This window comes from Halodesulfovibrio marinisediminis DSM 17456, assembly GCF_900129975.1.
Taxonomy (GTDB): Bacteria; Desulfobacterota; Desulfovibrionia; order Desulfovibrionales; family Desulfovibrionaceae; genus Halodesulfovibrio; species Halodesulfovibrio marinisediminis.
This window is the reverse complement of sequence record NZ_FSRG01000008.1, coordinates 88319-109396: the sequence shown is the minus strand read 5'-3', so window position 1 is coordinate 109396 and position 21078 is coordinate 88319. Positions and strand designations below refer to the sequence as shown.

The following is a 21078-nucleotide window of genomic DNA, read 5'->3' as shown; positions in this document are numbered from 1 at the left end:
ACTTTGCATTTATGTGAAGACATTACAGATTATTCTTAAGAATTTTTGACTGATAAAAACTAGCATGCTGTTAGGACTTCAAAGTGAAAAAGAAAGCTAACTACAAAGATTACTGTGGTAAAAATGTACTAGTTTTATTTGATAAGGAATATCTATTTAGTAATATTTAAAATAAATTGAAAGCTAATGTTATGAATGTCACGTCGATATGATAACTGATTGTTGCGCTTATTTTTTTCATAAAATCTCGGGGAGTGACATGAAATTATTGTCTAATATTTCAATGAAGCCAAAGTTGATTGGCTATTTTCTTGCCGTTGGTCTGTTGCCGTTATTTGTTGTAGGAATAATATCGATGAATAGTGCGTCTAGTGCATTAATGCACCAAGCGTATTCCCAGTTGGAGACAGTAACAGAGTCAAAAAAACTCGAGATTTTAGATATTCAAGAAGAGTGGAAGAGTTCTTTACGTGGTCTTGTGGGGACTGTTGGGCATTTAAAAGAATCTGCCTTCGAAAAGATGCAGATTATTGAACGCCAAAGAAAGAAGGAAATTGAAGCATATTTTATCGAGCAGACTTCAATACTGACCATGCTTGGTCGTGACTCTGATCTTAATAGAATTACCTACGAGTTTACGCAGCTTTCCAGAGCCGGAGCTAAGGATTCGGAAGCGTGGCGGAGTCTTAATTCCTCTTCAGGTTGGCGGATGCGGAACCTTTGCAGAAAAAATGGCTGGGCGGATGTTTTACTTATCAGCCCTGAAGGGCAGATTGTTTACTCTTCCAAGAAACATTCTGATCTTGGGGAAAGTCTTACGACTGGGCGATTGAAGAGGACAGAGTTGGCGAAAGCTTTTAAAGAGATCAGCTCGAAATCTCACCGCATTAAGTTTGCTGACTTTGAAGTGTACACTCCTGCAGGCGAGCGACCTGTTGCGTTTATCATTACTCGGCTCATTGATGCACAAAGAGGATTAAGCGGATACATTGCTGTAGCTATTCCGGAAACAGCAATGAATTTGATTGCGCAGGAAAGGACAGGGCTTGGTACTTCAGGAGAGGTGTATTTTGTTTCACTTGAAGGCAGAAAGCCTTCTTTACGTAGTACCCTTGTTACTCTTGGTGGCGGTGATTTCGGCATCGGTACTCTTGTGTCCACTGACTATCTGCAGATTGCACAGGAAACTGGTAAGCCCGTAGAAGGATTGTTTGTCGACAGCTTTGGAACATTATGTATGGTTCTTTTAGAACCGTTGAATATTGCAGGTGTAAAATGGGCAGTCGTTGTAAAGATCAACCTCGAAGAGGTGTTGGCGAACGAGAGTGACGGTGGTTCCAGCCTGTTTAAAGATTTTGCTGCTGAGAGCGGGTTTGCTGATTTATATTTGATTCAAAAGGACGGATATATTTTCTACAGTGTTCAACGTGAGTCCGACTATCATACCAACATTGAGACTGGAGAATTCTCTAATACTAAATTGGGAGAAGTTTTCAGGAAAGTAATGGAAACAGGGCAGCCGGTTATTAGCGACTTTGCGCCGTATGGGCCAAGTAATGGTTTGCCATATGCGTTTTTGGCTCAACCGGTTGTTCAGGACGGTGAAGTTCAGTTTGTCGTAGGTCTCCAGATGCCTCTTGATTCAATAAATAAGATTATGAAGCAGCGTGCAGGCATGGGGAAAACAGGTCAGTGCTATATTGTAGGTAGTGACAATCGAATGCGTTCCAGAACTTATCTAGATCCTGACAACCGAAATGTGGCTGCGTCTTTTGCCGGCACGGTAGAAAAGAATGGTGTTGATACAGAGGCGACGAGACTTGCACTGTCCGGACAGAGCGGCACAAAAGAGATTATAGGCTATAGCGGCTCAATAGTACTATCTGCTTTTTCTCCTTTGGAGTTTGGTTCCTCCACATGGGCACTTATTGCTGAGATTGATCAGGATGAAGTTACAACTCCTGTTGCCTTGCTGAAAAAAAATGTCTGGATTGTTTCGTTGGTAATAGGGGGGCTGGTTGCAATCTTTGCGTATCTTATTGCTGTTAGTATTACGAAGCCGTTGGGACGGGTTGTTGAATTTTCCAAACAGATTGCATGTGGTAACTTTGGTGTATCCCTGAATATTGAACAAAATGATGAAATAGGGCAGCTAGCTTCCGCAGTCAGGGCTATTCCGCAGACGTTGCATGAAGTTACCGGGGTAGTTGATTCTGTCAGTGCGGCTGTAAGCCGTGGTAATCTACGCGAACGAGGAGATGCCGGACAGTTTTATGGTGGCTACAATGAGATTATTCGTAATACGAACGCTCTGTGTGATGTGTTTGTGGAATTTCTCGATGCAATGCCTATGGTTCTTATGTCAGTTGATACGAATTCCAATATCTTGTTCATGAATCAGTTCGGTGAGCATGTTGGAGCAGGTGTCGTGCCTCAGGATGCAGCAGGGAATAAGTGTTTTGATGTTTTACACTCTACTGACTGCAGAACAGAGCGTTGTGTTTGTAATCGTACTATTGAAAGTAGAGTAAAAGAGTCTTCTGAGGCAGATCTTGTTATTGATGGTGAAGGCTCGCATGCAAGTTTCTCTGCGATTCCTATTTGTGTTGAAAATGAAGTTGTCGGTGCCCTTAAAATTATTGTGGACCAAACAGAGATTACAAAGGCACAGAATAAAATGCGTGAGCTTGCCGAAAGTGCTGTTGATATCAGCAGCCAGCTGTCTTCTGCGGCGGAAGAATTGTCTGCACAGATTGAGCAGTCGAGCAAGGGCGCTGATATTCAACGTGAACGTGCTTCACAAACAGCAACGTCAATGGATCAGATGAATGCAACAGTCTTGGAAGTTGCACAGAATGCCTCTCATGCCGCGGAGAACTCGGAACAGACTCGTGTAACTGCACAGAATGGTGCTTCAGCCGTACAGGATGTTCTTGAAACTATCGGCGCAGTAAACGCAATCTCACATCAGTTAACGATAAGCATGGAAGAACTGACAGCGCAGGTGACTTCTATCGGTGAGGTTATGGACGTGATTAACGATATTGCGGATCAAACTAATCTGCTCGCTTTGAATGCAGCGATTGAGGCAGCTCGTGCAGGAGATGCTGGTCGCGGGTTTGCAGTGGTTGCAGATGAGGTGCGTAAGCTTGCTGAAAATACTATGAGCGCTACAGATAGGGTTGGTACAGCGATCAAGTCTATCCAGAAGGTTACTCAGCAGAATATGGATGAAGCGCAGCGTACAGTAGAAGCCGTTGAAAGAAGTTCGGCTCAGGCTCAGCGTTCTGGTGAGTTGCTTTCCAGCATTTTATTGTATGCAAATGATTCTGCAGATCAAGTTCGTGTAATTGCTACCGCTGCAGAAGAGCAGTCTGCTGCTGCAGAAGAGGTCTCACGCGCAACTGACGAGATTAATAAGATATCATTTGAAACTTCTCAGGCAATGACACAGTCGGCAAGTGCAGTTACAGAACTTGCCAGTCTTGCAGAGCGCTTGAATAGTTTGATTAGCGAAATGCGATAAGTTGAAAGTGTAATTTGTTTAGAGCCCTATCCCAAATATTGGGATAGGGCTTTTTTATGCATTGTAGTTGTGATGTGTAGATAGGTAGTTGACATAATGTGTCTGTGATGGCTTGTATAGCTTTGGTATTTCATTAAGCAGGAGTCACTGATGGCAACATATGATTGCGAAGTGTTGGGATATGTACAGTACAATTCGGAACTGAGTTATGCAGAACTGATAGAGTGCGAAGATGAGCTTAAGGAAAAGCTAACAGAGACTCTACATGCATGCGGAGCAGAGCATCTAGATTTTTTTGCTCTTGATGATGGGTTGCGAATTCAATTTGTTCTAACTGACTATGATGAAGGACTGTTGCATACTATCTGCGATGCTGTGGTTCCATTTTTCCCGACTCAGACGGTAGCTCGTTTGTACGCTATTCAAAAAAATCTCGAAATGTCTAGCCTTTACCAGTTTACAAACGGGGCATGGAAAGAGTCTGGAATCGATATTTCATCCGGAACTTGTGTATAATGAATAAAAAAAATGAAAAAATTTGCCTAATGAGGTTGACGACTTTCCGTTTAGCGGTATAGAAGGCTTCACCTTTTCTGTGCCCGGGTGGTGGAATTGGTAGACACAAGAGACTTAAAATCTCTCGTCCGCAAGGACGTGCCGGTTCAAGTCCGGCCCCGGGTACCAGAAATAAAAAAGCTCTTACAAGGATTTCTTGTAAGAGCTTTTTTTGTGCCTATCTCTAACTTCTTTTTTGGTGTCAGTAGTGGTGTTGTAAATCTCCCTTGATTGGTTCCACCCGTGAATAGAAATTTTGCAGGGAGAAAGGGCTTCAAGGTATTTGGCAGGAGTCAGATTGCCGAGGAGCTTATGAGGCAGTTCTTTATTGTATTCTTTTAGACACCGTTCCGTTTGTTCTGTGACTTTCCTCAAAGTTGAAAACAAGTAAAAACATAGAACTTCAGCGCTATAGGTTCGGTTGAACCGTTCGATGCACGAATTCTGAGTCGGCTTTCCGTGGTAAATGTGTTCCAGATGTATACCTTTCCATTCTGCCCTATCGATCATTGCCATAGAGACTGGCTCTGGCCCAAGGTCCATTCTGATCTTTTCAGGAATCCCTCGCCACGCATCAATACGATCCAGCACCCGTAATACTCTGGCCGCAGCTAAGCATTCACGACTGAAGTCATTGATGACGTTGAAAGTTCGGAACCTCTGCCCACTCATTAACGCATCGTGCATAAAATTTACCGACCAACAACATTTCGCTTCAGGTGGCACAGCAAGACGTTCTGGATTGCGGGAGGGTAGACGTTTTTTTCCTTTCCTCCATAGATTCATTTTCAACATGCAGTGCACACGATAAACGCGCTTATGGTTCCAGCGAGTTCCATTTCAGCGAATATGCTGAAATAGTTTGTGGAAGCCGTATGTTGGATATCGTTCAGCCAGCTGAAGCAACAACTCTATGACCGCCGAATCGTCTCTCGGATTTGCTTTGTAGACGTAGACAGAACGGCTGTGTTTCAATGCTGCGCATGAACGTCGAATGCTTAGGCCGTGGGCCTGATGCACAAACGTGATCAGTTCATGCTTCTCAGCCGGCTCTAAAGCTTTTTTGCAATAACATCCTTGAGCGCCTCGTTTTCAAGGCTCAAATCGGCAAACATTCGCTTCAAACGTGCATTCTCAGCTTCTAGGTCACGCAACTAATGAGTTTCAGACGTTTCCATCCTGCCATATTTTGTTTCACTTATAGTAAGTGGCTTGACTTACAGAGTGTTTGCGGCAAATTTCAGCAATCTTTCTGACGCATTCAACGTCTTTGAGAATCCGAATTTTCTGACTTTTAGTGAATCGAGATTTCTGCATCGTTCCTATCTTCTTAATAAGATGCAGGTTAACGAAAATATCAACTTTCGGCTGGTCTTATTGTACGGGAGATTTACACAGCCTAAGGCTTATTCTAGACAATAACTTTTGCGTTACACTAATAAAAAAGCACCGATAAGGTGCTTTCTTTATTCGTGGGTTCTTCTGCTAGTCTGTACAGATGGACTATAACAATTTTGAATAGTCGAATAATCTAGTTGTGTGCGGCCAAAGTAGGTTTAGCACCTTACCCTCATAAATTCCAAATACTTTCATACCAATTTGGAATGAGCTAGTCCCCCACCACGATACACATTCATCATCATAGCAGGGTTCGCACGTCTACTATTCATAAGCGGAGCCTGCGCCTCCTTCGCTGTACCTACATATTGCCTTAACAAGCTTTGCTATATTCTTAGATAACAGATTGAAATATTCATTCAGCCAAGCTTCGTGCAGGGAGAGGAAGAGTTATTGATTTATAGAAGCAATATATCAGTATGAAATTACTATATAACCACGGAATTAATAAAATACAAAAAAACTATCATTCATATAAACTTAATATATAAAGTAAATAATATATAATTTTCTCAAATTACTATGCCACAAAAAACATGGCAATCCATTCGAATACAACGCCTTTACTCGCAACCTGCTAATGTTATTGCTAGTTAACATCTTCACAACATCAATAGAAAAAACGACAACACATAACTAGATAAGGCATATAGCTCCTATCCCACTATCAGGATTTGCTTTTTATAAAAAAGTACAAAGTCAATTTACATAAGAATAAAAAACGCTATTTTTTTATAGTTAAATCTTAACAAGTGAACACTGTTACTTTTTTTTTTGTATTCTACTAACAACAGTAAGTACTCACTTCTAAGTCGTTTTTTTACAAGTAAGCACTAACTTTTAACACGCGTTTACTTCAAGAAAAATAAATACTGCAGCCTGAATTTATTCACAGGCATTTTTTCCTCTTTCATTTTTCTATGGTATTACCCCTCCCAAAACCTGCTTTTTAAGAATGGCACGCTGGAGATTGAACTAGCAGGAGAGGGGGGGACCCCCAATATACTGTATAGTTAGAAGATACTGCCACCATGCTAGCCCAAATAAAAAGACTCTTGTGGACGCTTACCGCGCTCACAAAAGCCTCTATTACTGGTTCGCATGTACCTGTCTTCTTCCTATAGTTTGTGTAGCTCCCGCCAGTACAAATAAGGGCACATCGCTAGCGAAACTGTAAACGAGCTGTTTACACAACAACGCCAACATCAGCATGTCATTTTTAACAAGTTGGTCTGTACTACAAACCTATTATCTTTTTTTAAGGCCTTAAAAGGAGAGTTTTTTCATGGCTACTAAGAAGAAAATGAGTAGAGCCCAAAAAGCTGCTGCTGCCGCTGCATTAGCTTTTATCGTAGGTGCAGCACCAGCTGCTGCTTTAGCTGCTCCTGGCGATTTCAACATCGCCTCTACACCTGAGGATATTGGCGCGACAACCACATACACTCAGCAAGTAGGCGTCGCTCCAGGTACTGAGGTTATTAGAAACTTTACTGCTAACGATCTTATCATCACATTTGGCGGTACAGCACAGTCTTATGGTGAAGCTGGGCAAAATCTCAAGTTTGACGCTAAGGCAACTACTGGAAACGAAATTATCCTTAACAATGGTAATACCTTCCTTGGTAACGTTGTATTTGCAGGCGATGCTGCTGCAAATGGTGTAACCTTCACCAATAAAGGTACGGTTACCGGCACAACAACTTTTGGCGCAGGTAATGACACTCTTGTTGCAAGTGGAGTTTTCTCTGACGACGTAACAATGGGTACTGGTGATGATATTTTGACGATCACTGCGGGAAGCTCGACTGCTGCAGGCAAAACTATTGATGGTGAAGCTGGCACAGACATTCTTAATCTTAACGACACCGCCGACCTCCTTACCAGCGCAATAGTTGGTAATGATTTAACTTTTGGCGAAAGTGAGATTAAAGGCTTTGAAACAATTAACGTAGTTGGCGAAGCAGCTACGCCTGTTACCGTAACCAGCAAGCTTACTGCTGCTAAAGACATTAATGTAAAAGATTACGGAACACTTGCTAACGAAGGTATCCTTGGCATTGTAACTGTTGACGGTACCGATGCAGAATTTATCAACAAAGCTGGCGCTACTGTTGGTAAAGCAGATAAAGACGCGACTGTTCTTACAGTAACTGCTGGTGATGCAATTAACGAAGGCTCCATTGAAAATAACAGCGCAACTAAAGCAACAGTAGCTGTTGACGGCGGCACCTTCACTAACAGCGGCACTGTCAAAAACGCTGACGTGACAGCTGCTTCTGTTTCCATCGCTGATAATGCAAACGCAAAGTTTGTTAACGAAGATGGCGGCACCGTAGGTATCGTTAAATTTGCAGATGGTGACAATGGTATTGCTGAAATTAAAGGCGGTACAATTGCTAAAATTGCTGGTGGCACTGGTATTGACACCATCTACCTTGGTGGCGGTACAGTTACGACCATCGACCTTGGTGGTGGAAACGATGTCATCAATCTGATTAGCGACACTACAGACGCAACGGTTACCTTTGCTACAGGCGACGAACTGAATATCAAAGCTTCCGGTGAAATCAATGACTTGCCGGCTCCTGATACTGATAGCAAAAAATTTGTTTTTGGCAAAACCAAACTTGAAGGGTTTACTGCTGTTGCTCTTGCTGGTGCATCTGCTGAAAAAGCAATTGTAGTTACCAACAAATCTACAACTGCACTTGCTACCGAAGTTACACCAACTATTGGCAATTACGCTACCCTCAAAAACGAAGGTACTCTTGGTGCAGTTACTGTTAATGGTACAGGTGCACACCTCCAGAGCGTTTCTGGCGAAACCGGTGCAGTTACTCTTACTTCAGGTAAAGTAACTGTTGACGGCGGCAAGGTTGCTAGCATTACAGGTGATGCGGCTGCAGACTTTGTTACTATCAACGAGGGCAAAGTAACTGGTGATATTGCTCTTAAGGGTGAAGCCGACATTCTCACCGTTACTGGTGGTGAAGTTGTAGGCGCTATTGACCTTGGTGCTGGTGCTAACACATTCACCATGACAGGTGGTAAGGTTGCAGGAGTTACTGGCGGTGCTGATAGCGATACAGTAAGCATCAGTGGTACTTCAGTAGCTGGCGTAATCAATCTTGGTGATACAGCTACAAACGAATTCACCATAACAGGCGGCGAAGTTACAACTGTTAATGGTGGCGACGCAGCAGCAGACACCATTAACCTTGGTGGCGGTAAAATTGGTACCATCGCACAAGGCGGCGGCAATGACATCATCAATTTGATCAGCGATACTACAGACGCAACTGTTACCTATGGTGCAACCGATGTATTGAATATCAAAGCTTCCGGTACAATCACTGACTTGGAAGGAGATGCTGCTGCTAGCAAAAACTTTGCTTTTGGCAAAACCACACTTAAAGAGTTTACTGCTGTTGCTCTTGAAGGCGCATCTGCTGATAAAGCAATTGTTGTCACCAACAAGTCTGAGAAAGCTCTTGCTACCGAAGTTACACCAACCGTTGGCGACCACGCTACCCTCAAAAACGAAGGTAAGCTTGGTGCAGTTACCGTTGCTGGTACCGGTGCTATGTTTGAAAACGTAACCGGCACTGCTGGTGCAGTTACTATGGGTAGCGTTGCTAACGCTGATGCAACTGTAAAACTTTCTGGTGGCTCTGTTGCTAGTATTGACGACACAGGCACTGGTAACAAAGAAGTAATTCTTGCTGGTGGTAAAGTTGGCACAGCCGACACTGCAATTGTAAACTTTGACAAAGATGCTGATGACACTGTTACACTTGCAAAAGATGCAACGGTTGTTGATACAGCTACCCCTAGTGATTTACTCGTACAGGGCGCAGCTACTTCTGATCAGAAGCTCACCCTTAAAGGATTCACTAATGTTGCTGTTGCTGAAAACGCAACCCTCACTGTTAATGATAAAGATGATACTACCGGTAAATCAGACGCTCTCAAAGGTTATGTACTTGACGTCCAGTCCGGTGCAAAGCTCGTTGGCGGTGTAGATGCAGGTTCAGATGCAAACAAAGATGCCATCACTGAAATAACCGACCTTAAAGAAGTTAAAAACGCAGGTGATATTCAGGTTGATGTTGTTATTAGTGATAATGGAGAATACTGCTACGCTGGTGGTACTGCTCAAAAAATCGAATTTGCTGGTGCAGGTGCTGTTGAATTTGTTAAAGATGCAACCATCACCGACCCAACAAAGTCTGATGAGCAGGGCGCAGGTAATTTCGACATTAGCAATAATGGAGGATCCGTTGTAGGTGCGGATGGAATTATTGTCGAAGGAGATGATGAAACAACCACAACTGTGGTTAACAAATCTCAAAAAGCTCTCAATAACCTTTTTGTTACGGTTGAAGAAGATGGCATCTTTGACAACCAAGGAATAGTTTCAGCAGATTCTACTGGCAAAGCTGCTCAAATTGCTGTTGATGGCGGTAGCTTCCTTAACAACAAAACTGTTATATTAACTGATGATGATGCTAGTGCAGGTGATACAGCTCTTTATATTACAAATGACGGTGAATTTATAAACCAGTCTGGTGGCACTGTAGAAATCACCAATGCAACAACTGCAATTGAAAACAACGGAATTTTCGTCAATAAAGGAACTGTACTAACAGATCAGACTCTAGAGGTGTTTGGTGCTGGTACGTTCTTTATCGCTGACGGTAGTTCTGTAGTTGATAGTAGCGATGATAATCAAGACGTCGACCTCAAGGGTACTGGCACTCTTGGTTTCCTCAGTGATACTGCAATTTCTAAATTCAATGCAGCAAACGTTGAAGCAGCAAATACTCAGTACAAAGGCTTTGTTAAAATAGCTGTAGCTGACAAAGCTACATTGACTATTGATAAAGCTCAGATTCATAATACTGTTGGCCTTCAGAACATCAGTGTTACCACCTACGAAGACTCTAAAGCTATCGTAACAGGAACTGTTGATAACGCTGGTCAAGCAATGGCTCTTGCAGCAGAAGATAATTCATCAATCATTGTTGAAAAAGCTGCTGAAGGCGTAACAAATGCATTTGCAGCTTCAACAATTAAAGTTGAAGATAATGCTACTCTTGCAATCAACCGTGAAGTAACAACAACTGGTACCGTTGAGATTGAAGACGCAGCCTCCCTGCTCCTTGGCGCAAACATGACACTTGGTGGTGCCATGAAGGTCAACGCAGAACAAGATGCTGACGGCGTGGCTACTCTTGACCTTGGAACATCAGTGCTCACAGCTGATGCAAATGCCGTTACATTCGGTAATACTACACCAGATCATGAAAGCTCTGCTCAGCTCGTAACTACCGTTGAGTACGACAGCGTTGCTAAAGCAACCAAAAACGGTAAAATCACCACAACAACCGGCGATATCACACTCAATAACACTTCTGTTAACGTAAAAGTAGCAGATAATGCTGTAAGCGAAGACGGTATCGTAATTGCTCAAAGCACTGGTGCTGGTGATATCACTGCTGAAAACATGACTGATGTTAGTGCGAGCTCTGCGTTCTACACCCTTAAAAACTTAGGCATTAGTCAAGATAAGAAATCTCTTACCATTGACCTCGATGTTAAAGACGCTGCTGACTTTGCTGCTGAAGGCGTAAATCCTAACGATGCTTTTGCTATGAAAACAGTATTCGGCAACGATCCACGTCTTGCCAACACTGCTCTTCTCCAAAAAGCAATCGACGAAGCTCACCCAGAACCGTTCTCTGGCGCTGTTACTTCTGTAATCGCTGCTAACGCTTCTGCACGCAACGTTATCAACACTCACGTTGCTAATGTTCGCGGTGATTCTTCCGGTAGTGAAGATGCTCAGTGGAAACTCTGGGGTCAGTTCTTCGGAAACTATGCAGACGAGTCTGCTCATGATGGTGGTACCGCATACGATTCCAAAACTCTTGGTCTCACCTTCGGTATTGACCGCGCTCTCAACGACAACTTCCGTCTTGGTTTCGCATACACCTACATGAATACAAATGTAGACTCTAAAGATTCCGATAACGAAAATGACATCGATACCCATCTCTTTACCCTGTACTCTGACTACACATTTGGTAAAGGTTGGTACCTCGACGGTCACGCATCTTACGGCTTCAACAAGTACGACGTAGATCGCTACATGACCGTTCTTGCCGGCAAAGCATCAGCTGACTTTGATGGTTACACCCTCAACTTCGGTGCTGAAATCGGTAAAGACTTTATGGTTGAAAAACTTGTTGTTACTCCGTTCCTCGCAGCGGATTACAGCTACATCAGCACTGAGTCCTACTCTGAACACGGTGCTGGCAAGTCTAACCTGATTGTTGATGATCAGAACAACAACATCTTCGAAACTGCTCTTGGTGTACGTTTAAGCGGCACTTTCGACAAACTCACTCCTGAACTGCGTGTTGCATGGGTACAGGATTGGGCTGGTGAAAATGTTGTAACTAATGGCCGCTTCGCTGCTGGTCCTGCTCTCTCTGATTCATCTGTTGAGCGTGACTACACCAACATCGCTGTTGGCGCAGGTCTCGACTACCAGATCACTGACGCTTTCAAACTCGGTGCTGACTTCGACTTCCTCGGTAGTGCACACCGCGAAAGCTACGGTGGCGCAATCAACGCTACTTACGAATTCTAATCGTTAGTAAACACATAGAACCGGAAGGGCGTTGCCCTTCCGGACTTCTCAACTCACCCCTTTAGGGGAGACGAGAAGCCCAAACAATAGAGGGCGCATATATGCGCCCTCTATTTTAACCTAATAGTCATAAACGGTTCTCCCGATACAGACTCAGTAAGATAGTTACGTGCATGTGTTGTCCAAAATAACTTCATTAAAATTTTCTTATGCGCATGCACGACAAAAGCCATTTTTCTATCTTACAGAACCTCAAGGCAACACTTATACATTGTACCCTACGCCGAGATGACACACTTTTTGTATAAAATTTTTATTTTCCTCCTTATCCTTTGCTGTAGCAGTTGTGCTGGCGTTTCCAGTTCTTCCTTCTCAATAAGCCAACTAGAACAAACTACACCGTTTACCAAACAAACGTATCGCACCCTACGTTACGATCTTGTTGCTTACACAAAATACGGAATGAGTGAGGATCTTGTCATCTACATTGAAGGTGATGGTAGGGCTTAGTACACACGGTCACGTCCTTCTTCAGATCCCACCCCTGTTCCGCCACTTGCTCTTGCATTAGCCATAAAAGATCCGGCTAAAAATGTCGTTTACTTAGCACGTCCTTGCCAATTTACAGGCGGGATAGACGCACGAAACTGCGATACTAATGTTTGGACATTCGCTCGCATGAGCGACGAAGTTATTGTCAGCATGGATGAAGCTATTTCCATAGCAAAACGACAAAGCGGGGCTAAAAACATTCATCTGGTTGGTTACTCTGGCGGGGGTGGTGTAGCCATTCTTATAGCAGCCCGCAGAGATGACATTGCATCTATCAGGACTATTGCTGGGAATATCAACACACAATTATGGGTTGATCTACATGACATTACACCACTTTATGACTCCCTTAGTCCCGAGAATTATGCACATAAAGTACGCCACATCCCTCAAGTACATTACGTAGGGGCAGAAGACGAAAATATCCCGATCTCAATTGCACGATCATTTGTTAATCGCTCTAAAGCAGATTTTTTAAGAGTTATTACCGTGCCAGAATGTTCGCATACAAAAGGGTGGGAGACAGCATGGTCAAAGCTATTACAGCAATATGATTCTACAATTGTAATTAATTAATCGTATTGATTTAAAAAACATAAACACAACAGGAACATACTATGCCTCAGACAAACCGTTCGAAAATTTCAGCGTTGTTGGCAGCTATCCTTACCCTTGCGTTAATCTCAACTTGTTGCATTGGCTGTGTTAAAAAAAATCAAACACCAACTATACAGGAAACTACTATGAGTAAAAAAAACAAACAAAAGAAAGTGGCTAACAGCACCAAAAATATGACTTTCACCCTCCTGCAGCCAAGTATGGTTCCAGGCAATATTACAAAAAGTATTGCAGAACTCATGCATGGAAAATCTCCATACAAATTTGAACTGCTTCGTTCTAATGAGAACCAAGATTACTACATTATGAAGTATGACATTGATTACAGCAAACTCAATATTCCTAATTGTACTGTTGTGGTAGATACTCTTCTTCGTAGTTTTGACAAAAAAAACAATACAGCATTAGTGAACATTATTCGTGTGCGAGCCACGCCACACATCAAGCCAATGACTTCTGCAGCTGCAAAAAAACGCTTCGCAGATTTTTCAACAGAATGGCATAACAAAAACTTAGTTCCACAAGGCCTGTACACCAACGATAAAGGCAACATTGTTTTGTCTTGGGACATTCCTGTAACCGCAAGTGCTCCTGTTTTTCCTAACCAAGTTTCATATGCTGTAGCAGCCTTAATTGAAAGCTGGGGCGCCATGGGGCCAGAAATGAAAGAATCTGGTGTAATTAAATAGCGATTGTGTCTGTTTAATACCACTCTGGGATGATGAACACTCTCTAGTGAAAGGTAAGATTTTGTGGAAGATAATAGTAAGATAGAGATTTTCTTTACAGAGATTCAAGCACAAGTTTCGCAAGCTAACAGCCTAACATCACAAACAAAAAAGGCTTCTGAACTTCTTAAAATTATAAACAAACTTGATGAAAACATATCCCTTTTCATTAACAAAGAAGCTCGTGTAAACGACTACTGCAAGATTGTACGACTTACCTTGCCGACTCTTCTCATGTGCAATGAGCTACAGGGAGCATTACAAATATACGAATCACTCACAACGCTATGTGATGAATACGAATATAGCATGCTACACTCAACCTTGTACTCCATTGCAGCAACGACAGCGATTGCGGCGTTAAGTACAAACAACATGGACATTGCAAATAAACTCTATACAGACCTGCAGATATGTGAATCCTATAGTGGAAGTATTGAAGCAGCCAAGGAGCTTGCACGTGTAGCAACCAGCCTTATGACCACTTCACTCACAATGGAAGATCATGAGGGTGCCGCAGGTCTTTTTGAGGATATTTGCAATCTTTGCCGCAAGCATAAACACACCAGTGTACGCATTTTCCTTGCTGATGCTGCACGCAGTTTATACATCATTAGCAGGCAGCAAGACCAACACCAAAATGCCTCTCAAGCATACATTATTCTAACTGACCCAGAAAAGGGGCTTATTCGTCACAAAGAATGCGCTCCAGCCATTGCTGATGCATTGTTGCAGATGTATCAGTTAGAACTATTCTTAAAGGGGGCGCGAGCTAAGGCGCTATACTCCCTGTTGATGCTTGTCACAGAAACAGAATTAGAACTGGAAAACGAAGAAGCTACACGTAAAGCAATACAACAGCTGTTACTTATTCATATCAATGCAATTGCTTTTAATCTTGTAGATATACAGCCTGATTGCGAAACATTTGCAGAACTGATCCCAGCTCTTTTTACTAAAGGTAGTAAGGCAAATGCTACAATCCAATATTGGATTGTATATACAGAGATTGCATCTGCAGGGTTCCTACATTTTGCTAAGCAAAATAAGGTGCAAGGATGTATAGATATTCTTGCAAACGTACGGAACGTTTTTGAAGCTCTTCCTAACGAAAAGAAAATTGCTGACCCGTATGCGACCATGATTGCAAATCTTATTGCAGCAACGACCCCAGAAGACAACATCATATCTATCAAGTTATACAAAGAGCTTATTACAAACTGCTTAAAATATCCAACCCCACAGTTGCTTTACCCAGCTCTATGGGCCTGCAGTATTATTCTTAAGAAACGAACAGGCCAACATGTCGTACCATTAGGTACCATGCTTAAACATATGAATGGTCTAAAAGCTCACTGCGTTGAAAATGAAGCTTTGCTTGCACGATATGCAGAGTGCTACAGCGCATTCCTCTTCTTTGCGCTTACTCCAGAAAACGAAGAACTTTCCTATTCACAAATCAAAAATGAAATAAACTCACTTTCTGAGCTTATTAAAAGTAACGAAGAAGCAGCGCGAATAAAACTCAATATAGAAAACGCTGAAAGCGTCCGCTGTGCAGAACAAGGAGATTTTACAACTTCCAGTGTTCATTTCGAAAAGGCACAGAGTATAGCAGAATGTTTTACAGACTCTTTAATAGTTGGAAAAGAGTATGCAAAAGTGGCATATAATCATGCCATTATCAGCTCAAAAAATGACAGTTTGATAGAGTACCAACGCGCGTACAATACTCTTAGCAAACTGTGCGATACCCAACCCCAAAATGAACTTGCTGCGGAATTTCTTTCAAAATCAGCTATCTCCTTTGTGCCGATGCTGAAAAATACATCTAACGATGAAGCCATAACTTTTATTATTGGACAAATGGAAATACTTGAAAAAGCATACCCAAATAACACGACTGTACAATCTATGTGTCAAGCCATGAAGCAGCTAACAGCTTAAGGCTTATTCTAGATAATAACTTTTGCGTTATACTAATAAAAAAGCACCGATAAGGTGCTTTTTTATTAGTATAAACTTTCATCTAACATGCACTTGTAGATTAAGAGATGAATTGCCACCATTTTATTAGAACCCTATAATATTACTAGCAAATTTTTTTTTCAAATTTAATCGGTAGCAGGTTTCCATTGTGTCCATGCCATCGAATTGGATTGTAGAACATTTCAATGTAGTTGAAGATATTCTTACGGGTAGTTTCTCTGTCTTTGTAGACCCGTCGTTTAATCCGTTTTCGTTTTAAAAGCTGAAAGTACAGCATTGTCATGACAGTTTCTTCGCCTACTCATACTGCAACGAGATTGTGCGCCTTTAGGAAGGATAATCAGTCATGATTTGTGTACTGGCTTTCTTGATCGGAGTGAATCAGAACGCTATATTCGGGCTTTCGTCGCCACAATGCCATCAGTAGGAATTTCAACATTAGCTCTACCGTTATCTATGGTTTCATAGCCCAACCAACAACTTGTCTGGAAAAGAGATTTATAACTCTAGATAAGCACTACCAGCCCTATGGGTTCGAATATACGTAATTTTCGTCTCCCACACTTTCTTTGGATCGTCTGTACTAAACTGCTGCTTTAGGCGACTGTCAGTTTGAATAGCGGTGCGTCAGCTTTGACGCGTGGTTTTCTATAGCCGACTTATGCTTTAAGTTCCGCTTGCTCCATAAGTCGAGCAACACGGTTTTTACCGCATATTTCTCCGATTTCGCATAAATCTTGGTGGCTTTTCCGGTAACCATACACGCCGCCGCTTTCCAGCCAGAATTACTTAATTAGATTTTCTTTTTGCCGTGGTGAATTCGGGTGTTTGACCCAAGCGTAGAATCCGCTGTGATGAATTTGCAGGGCTCGACAATAGATCGGACAGCAAACTTATGTAGATGGGGCTTGGTGAGCGCAGACTTCACAGGGGCTCTTTGGCGAAGTCTGCTAAGAGACCTCGTTTTTCCGTTACACGCTTTAGTTCAGCTCGTAGAGGCTTTATTTTCGCCTGCTGATCATTGATAGAGCCTGCCGAAACTACACCATCACCATACTTCTTTCGCTACAAATGTAGGCTGTGCGAATTTACTCCTAACCGCTGAACAACATTTTGGATAAAATAGCCATGTTTTGTGATGTGCTTCACTGCTTCAATTTTGAATTCATCAGGGTAACGCTTATCGCCCATCGTATCCTTCTGAAGTTACAAATACATAACTAAAGAGTGTCTACGAAAATAGGGGCGATTCACATTACAGCCTTCTTGTTCACTTCAACTAGTAACATCTTCATAGCTTATATGATTGTTATATCAAGAGTTGATGTCTCAATGTTTTTTTTGGGCGTTGGGGTGATCATGTTATTTGTTAAGAAAAAATTGGTGTTTTTCAATTGTTATATTTTGAAATTCGTTAGGCAGTCTTATGACAAAAAAAATGAGGCGGTAATATACTGCTTGTTGTGCTAGCTATGAGATAGAGTCGCTGATTGACAATTGTCTCCTCATGGGGTTTCTTTCCGTTTCCGAGATTGCTTGATACAGCGCGTAACGTTCTTTTGGGGAGCTAAAACTCGCTGGTAGAGCGTTTTTGTTTAAGTGCTTTAGTATGTAACATTTTACTTCTGTTATATGTTTAGGAGTTATGTTGCTTGATAGAGTCGGTGCAAAGACAGTGTGCCGTAATAGTAAAAATAATGACGCCAAGCTGTAGTGAACTCCCTCTATAATGTGGGAGTGAATTACGTGTTGGTTTTCGAATAAGGGTCAATAATAATGAATATTATTTTTGCCACAGAAATATGGGGAAAGACTCCGTATGTAGACGGGATGACGTCTTTTTTTGAAGATATTACGAGCAGTATTACAGTTGTTGATCCGTATGATGGGACAGATCCCGCATTTGCTAGTGAAGAAGATGCATATGCCAGATATGTTGCTGAGTGCGGGCACGATAATTATGCCCAGAAGGTTATCGAAGCGGTACAACAGACAACAGAGCCTACTTGCCTTATTGGCTTCAGTGCTGGTGCAGGAGCTGTTTGGTCTGCTGCTTGTGCGGATAATGTAGGGGCAGTTGTGGGCGCAATATGTTTTTATGGTTCACCTATTCGTAATATGATGAATTACATGCCGAAGGTGCCTGTAGATTTGGTTTTCTCAGACAATGAAAAATCGTTTGAGGTAGAACCTGTTGCACGGTCGCTTCAGGATTTGCCACTCGCGCAGTGTTACATTACCCCGTTTGCCCACGGGTTTATGAACCCGTTATCAGCTAATTTCCATAAGGATGCATGTCAGTTCTGGTTACAATGGATTAAAGATCAGATTGCACCACAGGGTGCTGCTCAAAGCTAGGCTGCTTGTGCCATTATATAAAATACGCCCCGTAACTATTGGTTACGGGGCATTGTTTTTTGCATGGTCGAAGGCCGCTTGCAATATTTAAATGAAGTATCGTGAGTTACGGTAGAATGGCGATCGCACGGATAGGAGAGCCGTCGCTTTCAACAATTTTGAGTGGTAACGCCACAAAGGTAAAGATTGGATCTTTGATTTGATCTAGATTCTTCAAGTTTTCGATGAGGACAAGTCCGTTGCCGAGAAGAATTTCGTGAATGAACAGGGTAGTTACATCCATAGTATCAAACGAGATAGCATCAATGCCAAGACCTTTTAGGTTCTGAGTTGAAATCCATTTTGCAGCTTCTTCATCTAACGTCGGGAACGGGGAAAAGTATGCTTCAGTTCCCCAATGTTTTTCATGACCGGAAGAAAAGATGACAAAGTCGCAATGGCCGATGCGGTCTTCATGTAGCTTTAAGAAATCGAGTGTGATGTGAGCCTGACCGGAGACATCAATAACGCATGCAGGCCCTGTAAATGTTGAAACCGGCAGTGCATCCAGCGTTTTTTTATCCTCAAAAATATGTGCCGGAGCATCCATGTGGGTACCCACATGTGAGAAGAATGTAAGCTTTTTTTCGGCAAAGCCTTCTTTAGCAACCGTGGTGCCCTGTTCAATTATCGGAGCATCCGTACCGGGATATACTGGCATGTCTTCAGTAATTGTATGTGTAAGGTCAACTACATTGGCTTGTGAGTAAGGAGTGGTCATATTCGCTCCAATATATAAAGTTAACTATAGGTATGGCAAGCTTTGTAGCGCTACACAATGATGAAGAAAAGGTAAAAAAAGAGGCAGAAGATATAAGTATCTCCTGCCTCAATCATTAGGAAGATTTATCCTGTTGCTGTTTGGCGTAGCAGGCAGGACAGAAGTCACCACTAAAGGTAACTATAATATCCTGCGCCACAACTTCTCTTCCGCATTTGTCGCACTGGTAAACGGGTTTACCATCAGGTGCTTGAGTTGTTGTCAGCATAAGACTCCTCAATTCCCAAACAGCGCTACTGTTGAGCTTATTAGAAGCTTGCACAAGCGTGCACCACCATCAGCTTCCTGAAGAAGTAGAGCTGTTTGAGCATACAATTAAACAAATCGACCCACTGTACTGCCAAAAGACATTTTTTGGCAACCGAATTGGTAATGCAGTAAAAAATAACGGTGACACACTTGATAAGCGGTTACTCACAGTGTGGAGCGGCTACTCTCAGGCTAATTATGCCGGTTGATAGAGTGCAGTGAATGTGTGTAGTGTGTTTTTTGTAGTAAAACAGTGCCGGATTTTTTTGTCCGGATGATACTTTGTTGGAGAGAGAATGGATCTTTCAATTGCAAAAATGGCTAAAAGCCCGTTTCGTTGTGCAACATACGGGTCTGATATAGAGGCATTTACAGCAGCACATGGCGGTTCCCTTAGCGGCACCATGCATTGCGCCCGTTACTTTGGTAAGCGTGTGTTTATCGATGGTGTGACAAAGGAAGTTATTGACTCTGAAGGCGTAGCTCTTTCTGGAATGGAGCATCTTATTGAAGAGTTTGATAAGTTAAGTGAGCTCCTTGGCGAAAAGATGCAGGGGCCTTTTCACGCAGACGGCGTAATCATTCCTGTACAAAAAGGTAAGCCGCATTTCCGTATTTACGATATGTATGCACCGGATGCGGAAAGTCCGTTTACTCTTTGGACGCAAATCAACATGCTTGCAGACGTGTTTATGCTTCTGGACAAAGTGACAATGTATATGCGTCCTGTGCAGTATTTCCACTCCCGTTCGTTTTCCACCCAGAAGGCGTATGATCGTTGGATTAAGACGTGGACTAAACGCGCAGGATGCGGTGGCGTTATCTTTAAAGGTGCTGAAATGGTTTACGAGCCGAATACCGTACTGTCGGATGCCTGCGAAATCGCAGCACGATAAGAGATTGTTGCCTTCGGTGGAGATATCCATCGGAGGCTTTTTTATGCTCTCCCAATAATGGTATGTGCATTCCAGCCACAGGCAGCAGCCTGTTCTTCCTTAGGGTTTTCCTCGAATGCTTTCCTCCAGACTGTGATTGTTTCCAGAAACTGTTCCAGCGTTTCTTCAAATGTTTCAATTTCCAGAGTCTCTATAGATAGTCTGCGCATGAGCGCCAGCACATTAATGTTGCGTAGCAGAACAAATCTACTTCCTTTCAATTGGCCCCAGAACAAGTTTAGTTCCAATGCATCTGCATAGAGATCTTCATGTGCCTCAATAACAGGACTGATGATGAAAAGACTTTCTGTTGTATCATCAAGTTCCAAATTTACCTCGATATGCTTATCGAAAAATAGCCTGCAGCTTCCGTCTTTGTTCAGTTTAATTGACTCCAGTTCAACATGCTTACTGAACTCTGTCAGGATGTGTTGTACTTTTTGACGATTGTTCATAGATTTCACCATTTTGTAAAAGATGAGAAATTAAGAAATCTGATGGTTTTGTCTATTGTACCATTAGCACAAGTACTGTACCAGACATGGACAAAATGTGTGTGTAGTCTTTTTTTCAGGCATTAACTTTCTGATATAGTAATGATGTTAGTTGCGAATTGCTTGAACGAGAAAAAGACTTTGATAGGATAGTTTCCAGTCTTATATATAAGACTGTGACGCCGGTTGCATGGGCAAAGT

General features: G+C 42.4%; 12 protein-coding genes, 1 tRNA gene and 2 pseudogenes. 10 read left to right on the top strand and 5 right to left on the bottom strand.

Translation table 11 applies throughout. The features are described 5' to 3' along the window. The first annotated feature begins 259 nt into the window (after window positions 1–259). The 3 genes from BUR09_RS15610 to BUR09_RS15600 all read left to right on the top strand — a co-directional run bounded on the left by BUR09_RS15610 (window position 260) and on the right by BUR09_RS15600 (window position 4210). Window positions 260–3526: a methyl-accepting chemotaxis protein gene (locus BUR09_RS15610; RefSeq protein ID WP_175566052.1), complete on the top strand. Its 3267-nt coding sequence runs from the start codon at window positions 260–262 to the stop codon at window positions 3524–3526. Between the two features lie 150 nt (window positions 3527–3676). Beyond that, window positions 3677–4042 carry a hypothetical protein gene (locus BUR09_RS15605; RefSeq protein ID WP_074217877.1) on the top strand — a complete coding sequence of 122 codons (366 nt, stop codon included), beginning with the start codon at window positions 3677–3679 and terminating at the stop codon, window positions 4040–4042. An 81-nt stretch (window positions 4043–4123) separates the two neighbouring features. Continuing rightward, window positions 4124–4210: transfer RNA gene (locus tag BUR09_RS15600), tRNA-Leu, on the top strand. 105 nt (window positions 4211–4315) lie between these two features. Here BUR09_RS15600 and BUR09_RS16610 read toward each other — a convergent pair. Then, window positions 4316–5398 (bottom strand): annotated as a pseudogene (locus tag BUR09_RS16610) (IS3 family transposase); the annotation flags it as partial. Window positions 5399–6764: 1366 nt separating this feature from the next. On the opposite strand from BUR09_RS16610, the gene BUR09_RS15585 reads away from it, so the two are divergent. The 4 genes from BUR09_RS15585 to BUR09_RS15570 all read left to right on the top strand — a co-directional run bounded on the left by BUR09_RS15585 (window position 6765) and on the right by BUR09_RS15570 (window position 15979). Then, window positions 6765–12134 carry an autotransporter domain-containing protein gene (locus BUR09_RS15585; protein WP_074217875.1) on the top strand — a complete coding sequence of 1790 codons (5370 nt, stop codon included), beginning with the start codon at window positions 6765–6767 and terminating at the stop codon, window positions 12132–12134. A gap of 678 nt (window positions 12135–12812) precedes the next feature. After that, the gene (locus BUR09_RS15580; protein WP_074217874.1) at window positions 12813–13262 is read left to right on the top strand and encodes an alpha/beta hydrolase family protein; all 450 of its coding nucleotides are present in this window, start codon (window positions 12813–12815) and stop codon (window positions 13260–13262) included. A 167-nt stretch (window positions 13263–13429) separates the two neighbouring features. Continuing rightward, window positions 13430–13993 carry a hypothetical protein gene (locus tag BUR09_RS15575; protein WP_139296875.1) on the top strand — a complete coding sequence of 188 codons (564 nt, stop codon included), beginning with the start codon at window positions 13430–13432 and terminating at the stop codon, window positions 13991–13993. A 63-nt stretch (window positions 13994–14056) separates the two neighbouring features. Next, window positions 14057–15979, top strand: coding sequence for a hypothetical protein (locus tag BUR09_RS15570; protein ID WP_074217872.1), 1923 nt, complete (start codon window positions 14057–14059; stop codon window positions 15977–15979). Window positions 15980–16124: 145 nt separating this feature from the next. Here BUR09_RS15570 and BUR09_RS16605 read toward each other — a convergent pair. Continuing rightward, a pseudogene (locus BUR09_RS16605) lies at window positions 16125–17212 on the bottom strand (IS3 family transposase). Between the two features lie 585 nt (window positions 17213–17797). Here BUR09_RS16605 and BUR09_RS15555 point away from each other — a divergent pair. Then, window positions 17798–18379, top strand: a complete 582-nt coding sequence (locus BUR09_RS15555; RefSeq protein WP_074217870.1) for a dienelactone hydrolase family protein — start codon at window positions 17798–17800, stop codon at window positions 18377–18379. Window positions 18380–18485: 106 nt separating this feature from the next. Here the strand turns inward: BUR09_RS15555 and BUR09_RS15550 are convergent, their stop codons facing one another. Both BUR09_RS15550 and BUR09_RS16930 read right to left on the bottom strand, forming a co-directional pair. Then, window positions 18486–19139, bottom strand: coding sequence for a cyclase family protein (locus BUR09_RS15550; RefSeq protein ID WP_074217869.1), 654 nt, complete (start codon window positions 19137–19139; stop codon window positions 18486–18488). A 115-nt stretch (window positions 19140–19254) separates the two neighbouring features. Then, entirely contained in the window at window positions 19255–19407 is a 153-nt protein-coding gene (locus BUR09_RS16930; RefSeq protein WP_175566051.1) for a hypothetical protein, read from the bottom strand. A gap of 31 nt (window positions 19408–19438) precedes the next feature. Between BUR09_RS16930 and BUR09_RS15545 the strand changes: the two genes are divergently transcribed. Together BUR09_RS15545 and BUR09_RS15540 are read left to right on the top strand one after the other, a co-directional pair. Further along, window positions 19439–19657, top strand: a complete 219-nt coding sequence (locus BUR09_RS15545; protein ID WP_074217868.1) for a hypothetical protein — start codon at window positions 19439–19441, stop codon at window positions 19655–19657. An 87-nt stretch (window positions 19658–19744) separates the two neighbouring features. Next, on the top strand, window positions 19745–20344 hold the full coding sequence (locus BUR09_RS15540; protein ID WP_074217867.1) for a hypothetical protein: 600 nt from the start codon (window positions 19745–19747) through the stop codon (window positions 20342–20344). Between the two features lie 41 nt (window positions 20345–20385). On the opposite strand, the gene BUR09_RS15535 is transcribed toward BUR09_RS15540, so the two are convergent. Next, window positions 20386–20838 carry a type III secretion system chaperone gene (locus BUR09_RS15535; protein ID WP_074217866.1) on the bottom strand — a complete coding sequence of 151 codons (453 nt, stop codon included), beginning with the start codon at window positions 20836–20838 and terminating at the stop codon, window positions 20386–20388. Between the last annotated feature and the right edge of the window lie 240 nt (window positions 20839–21078).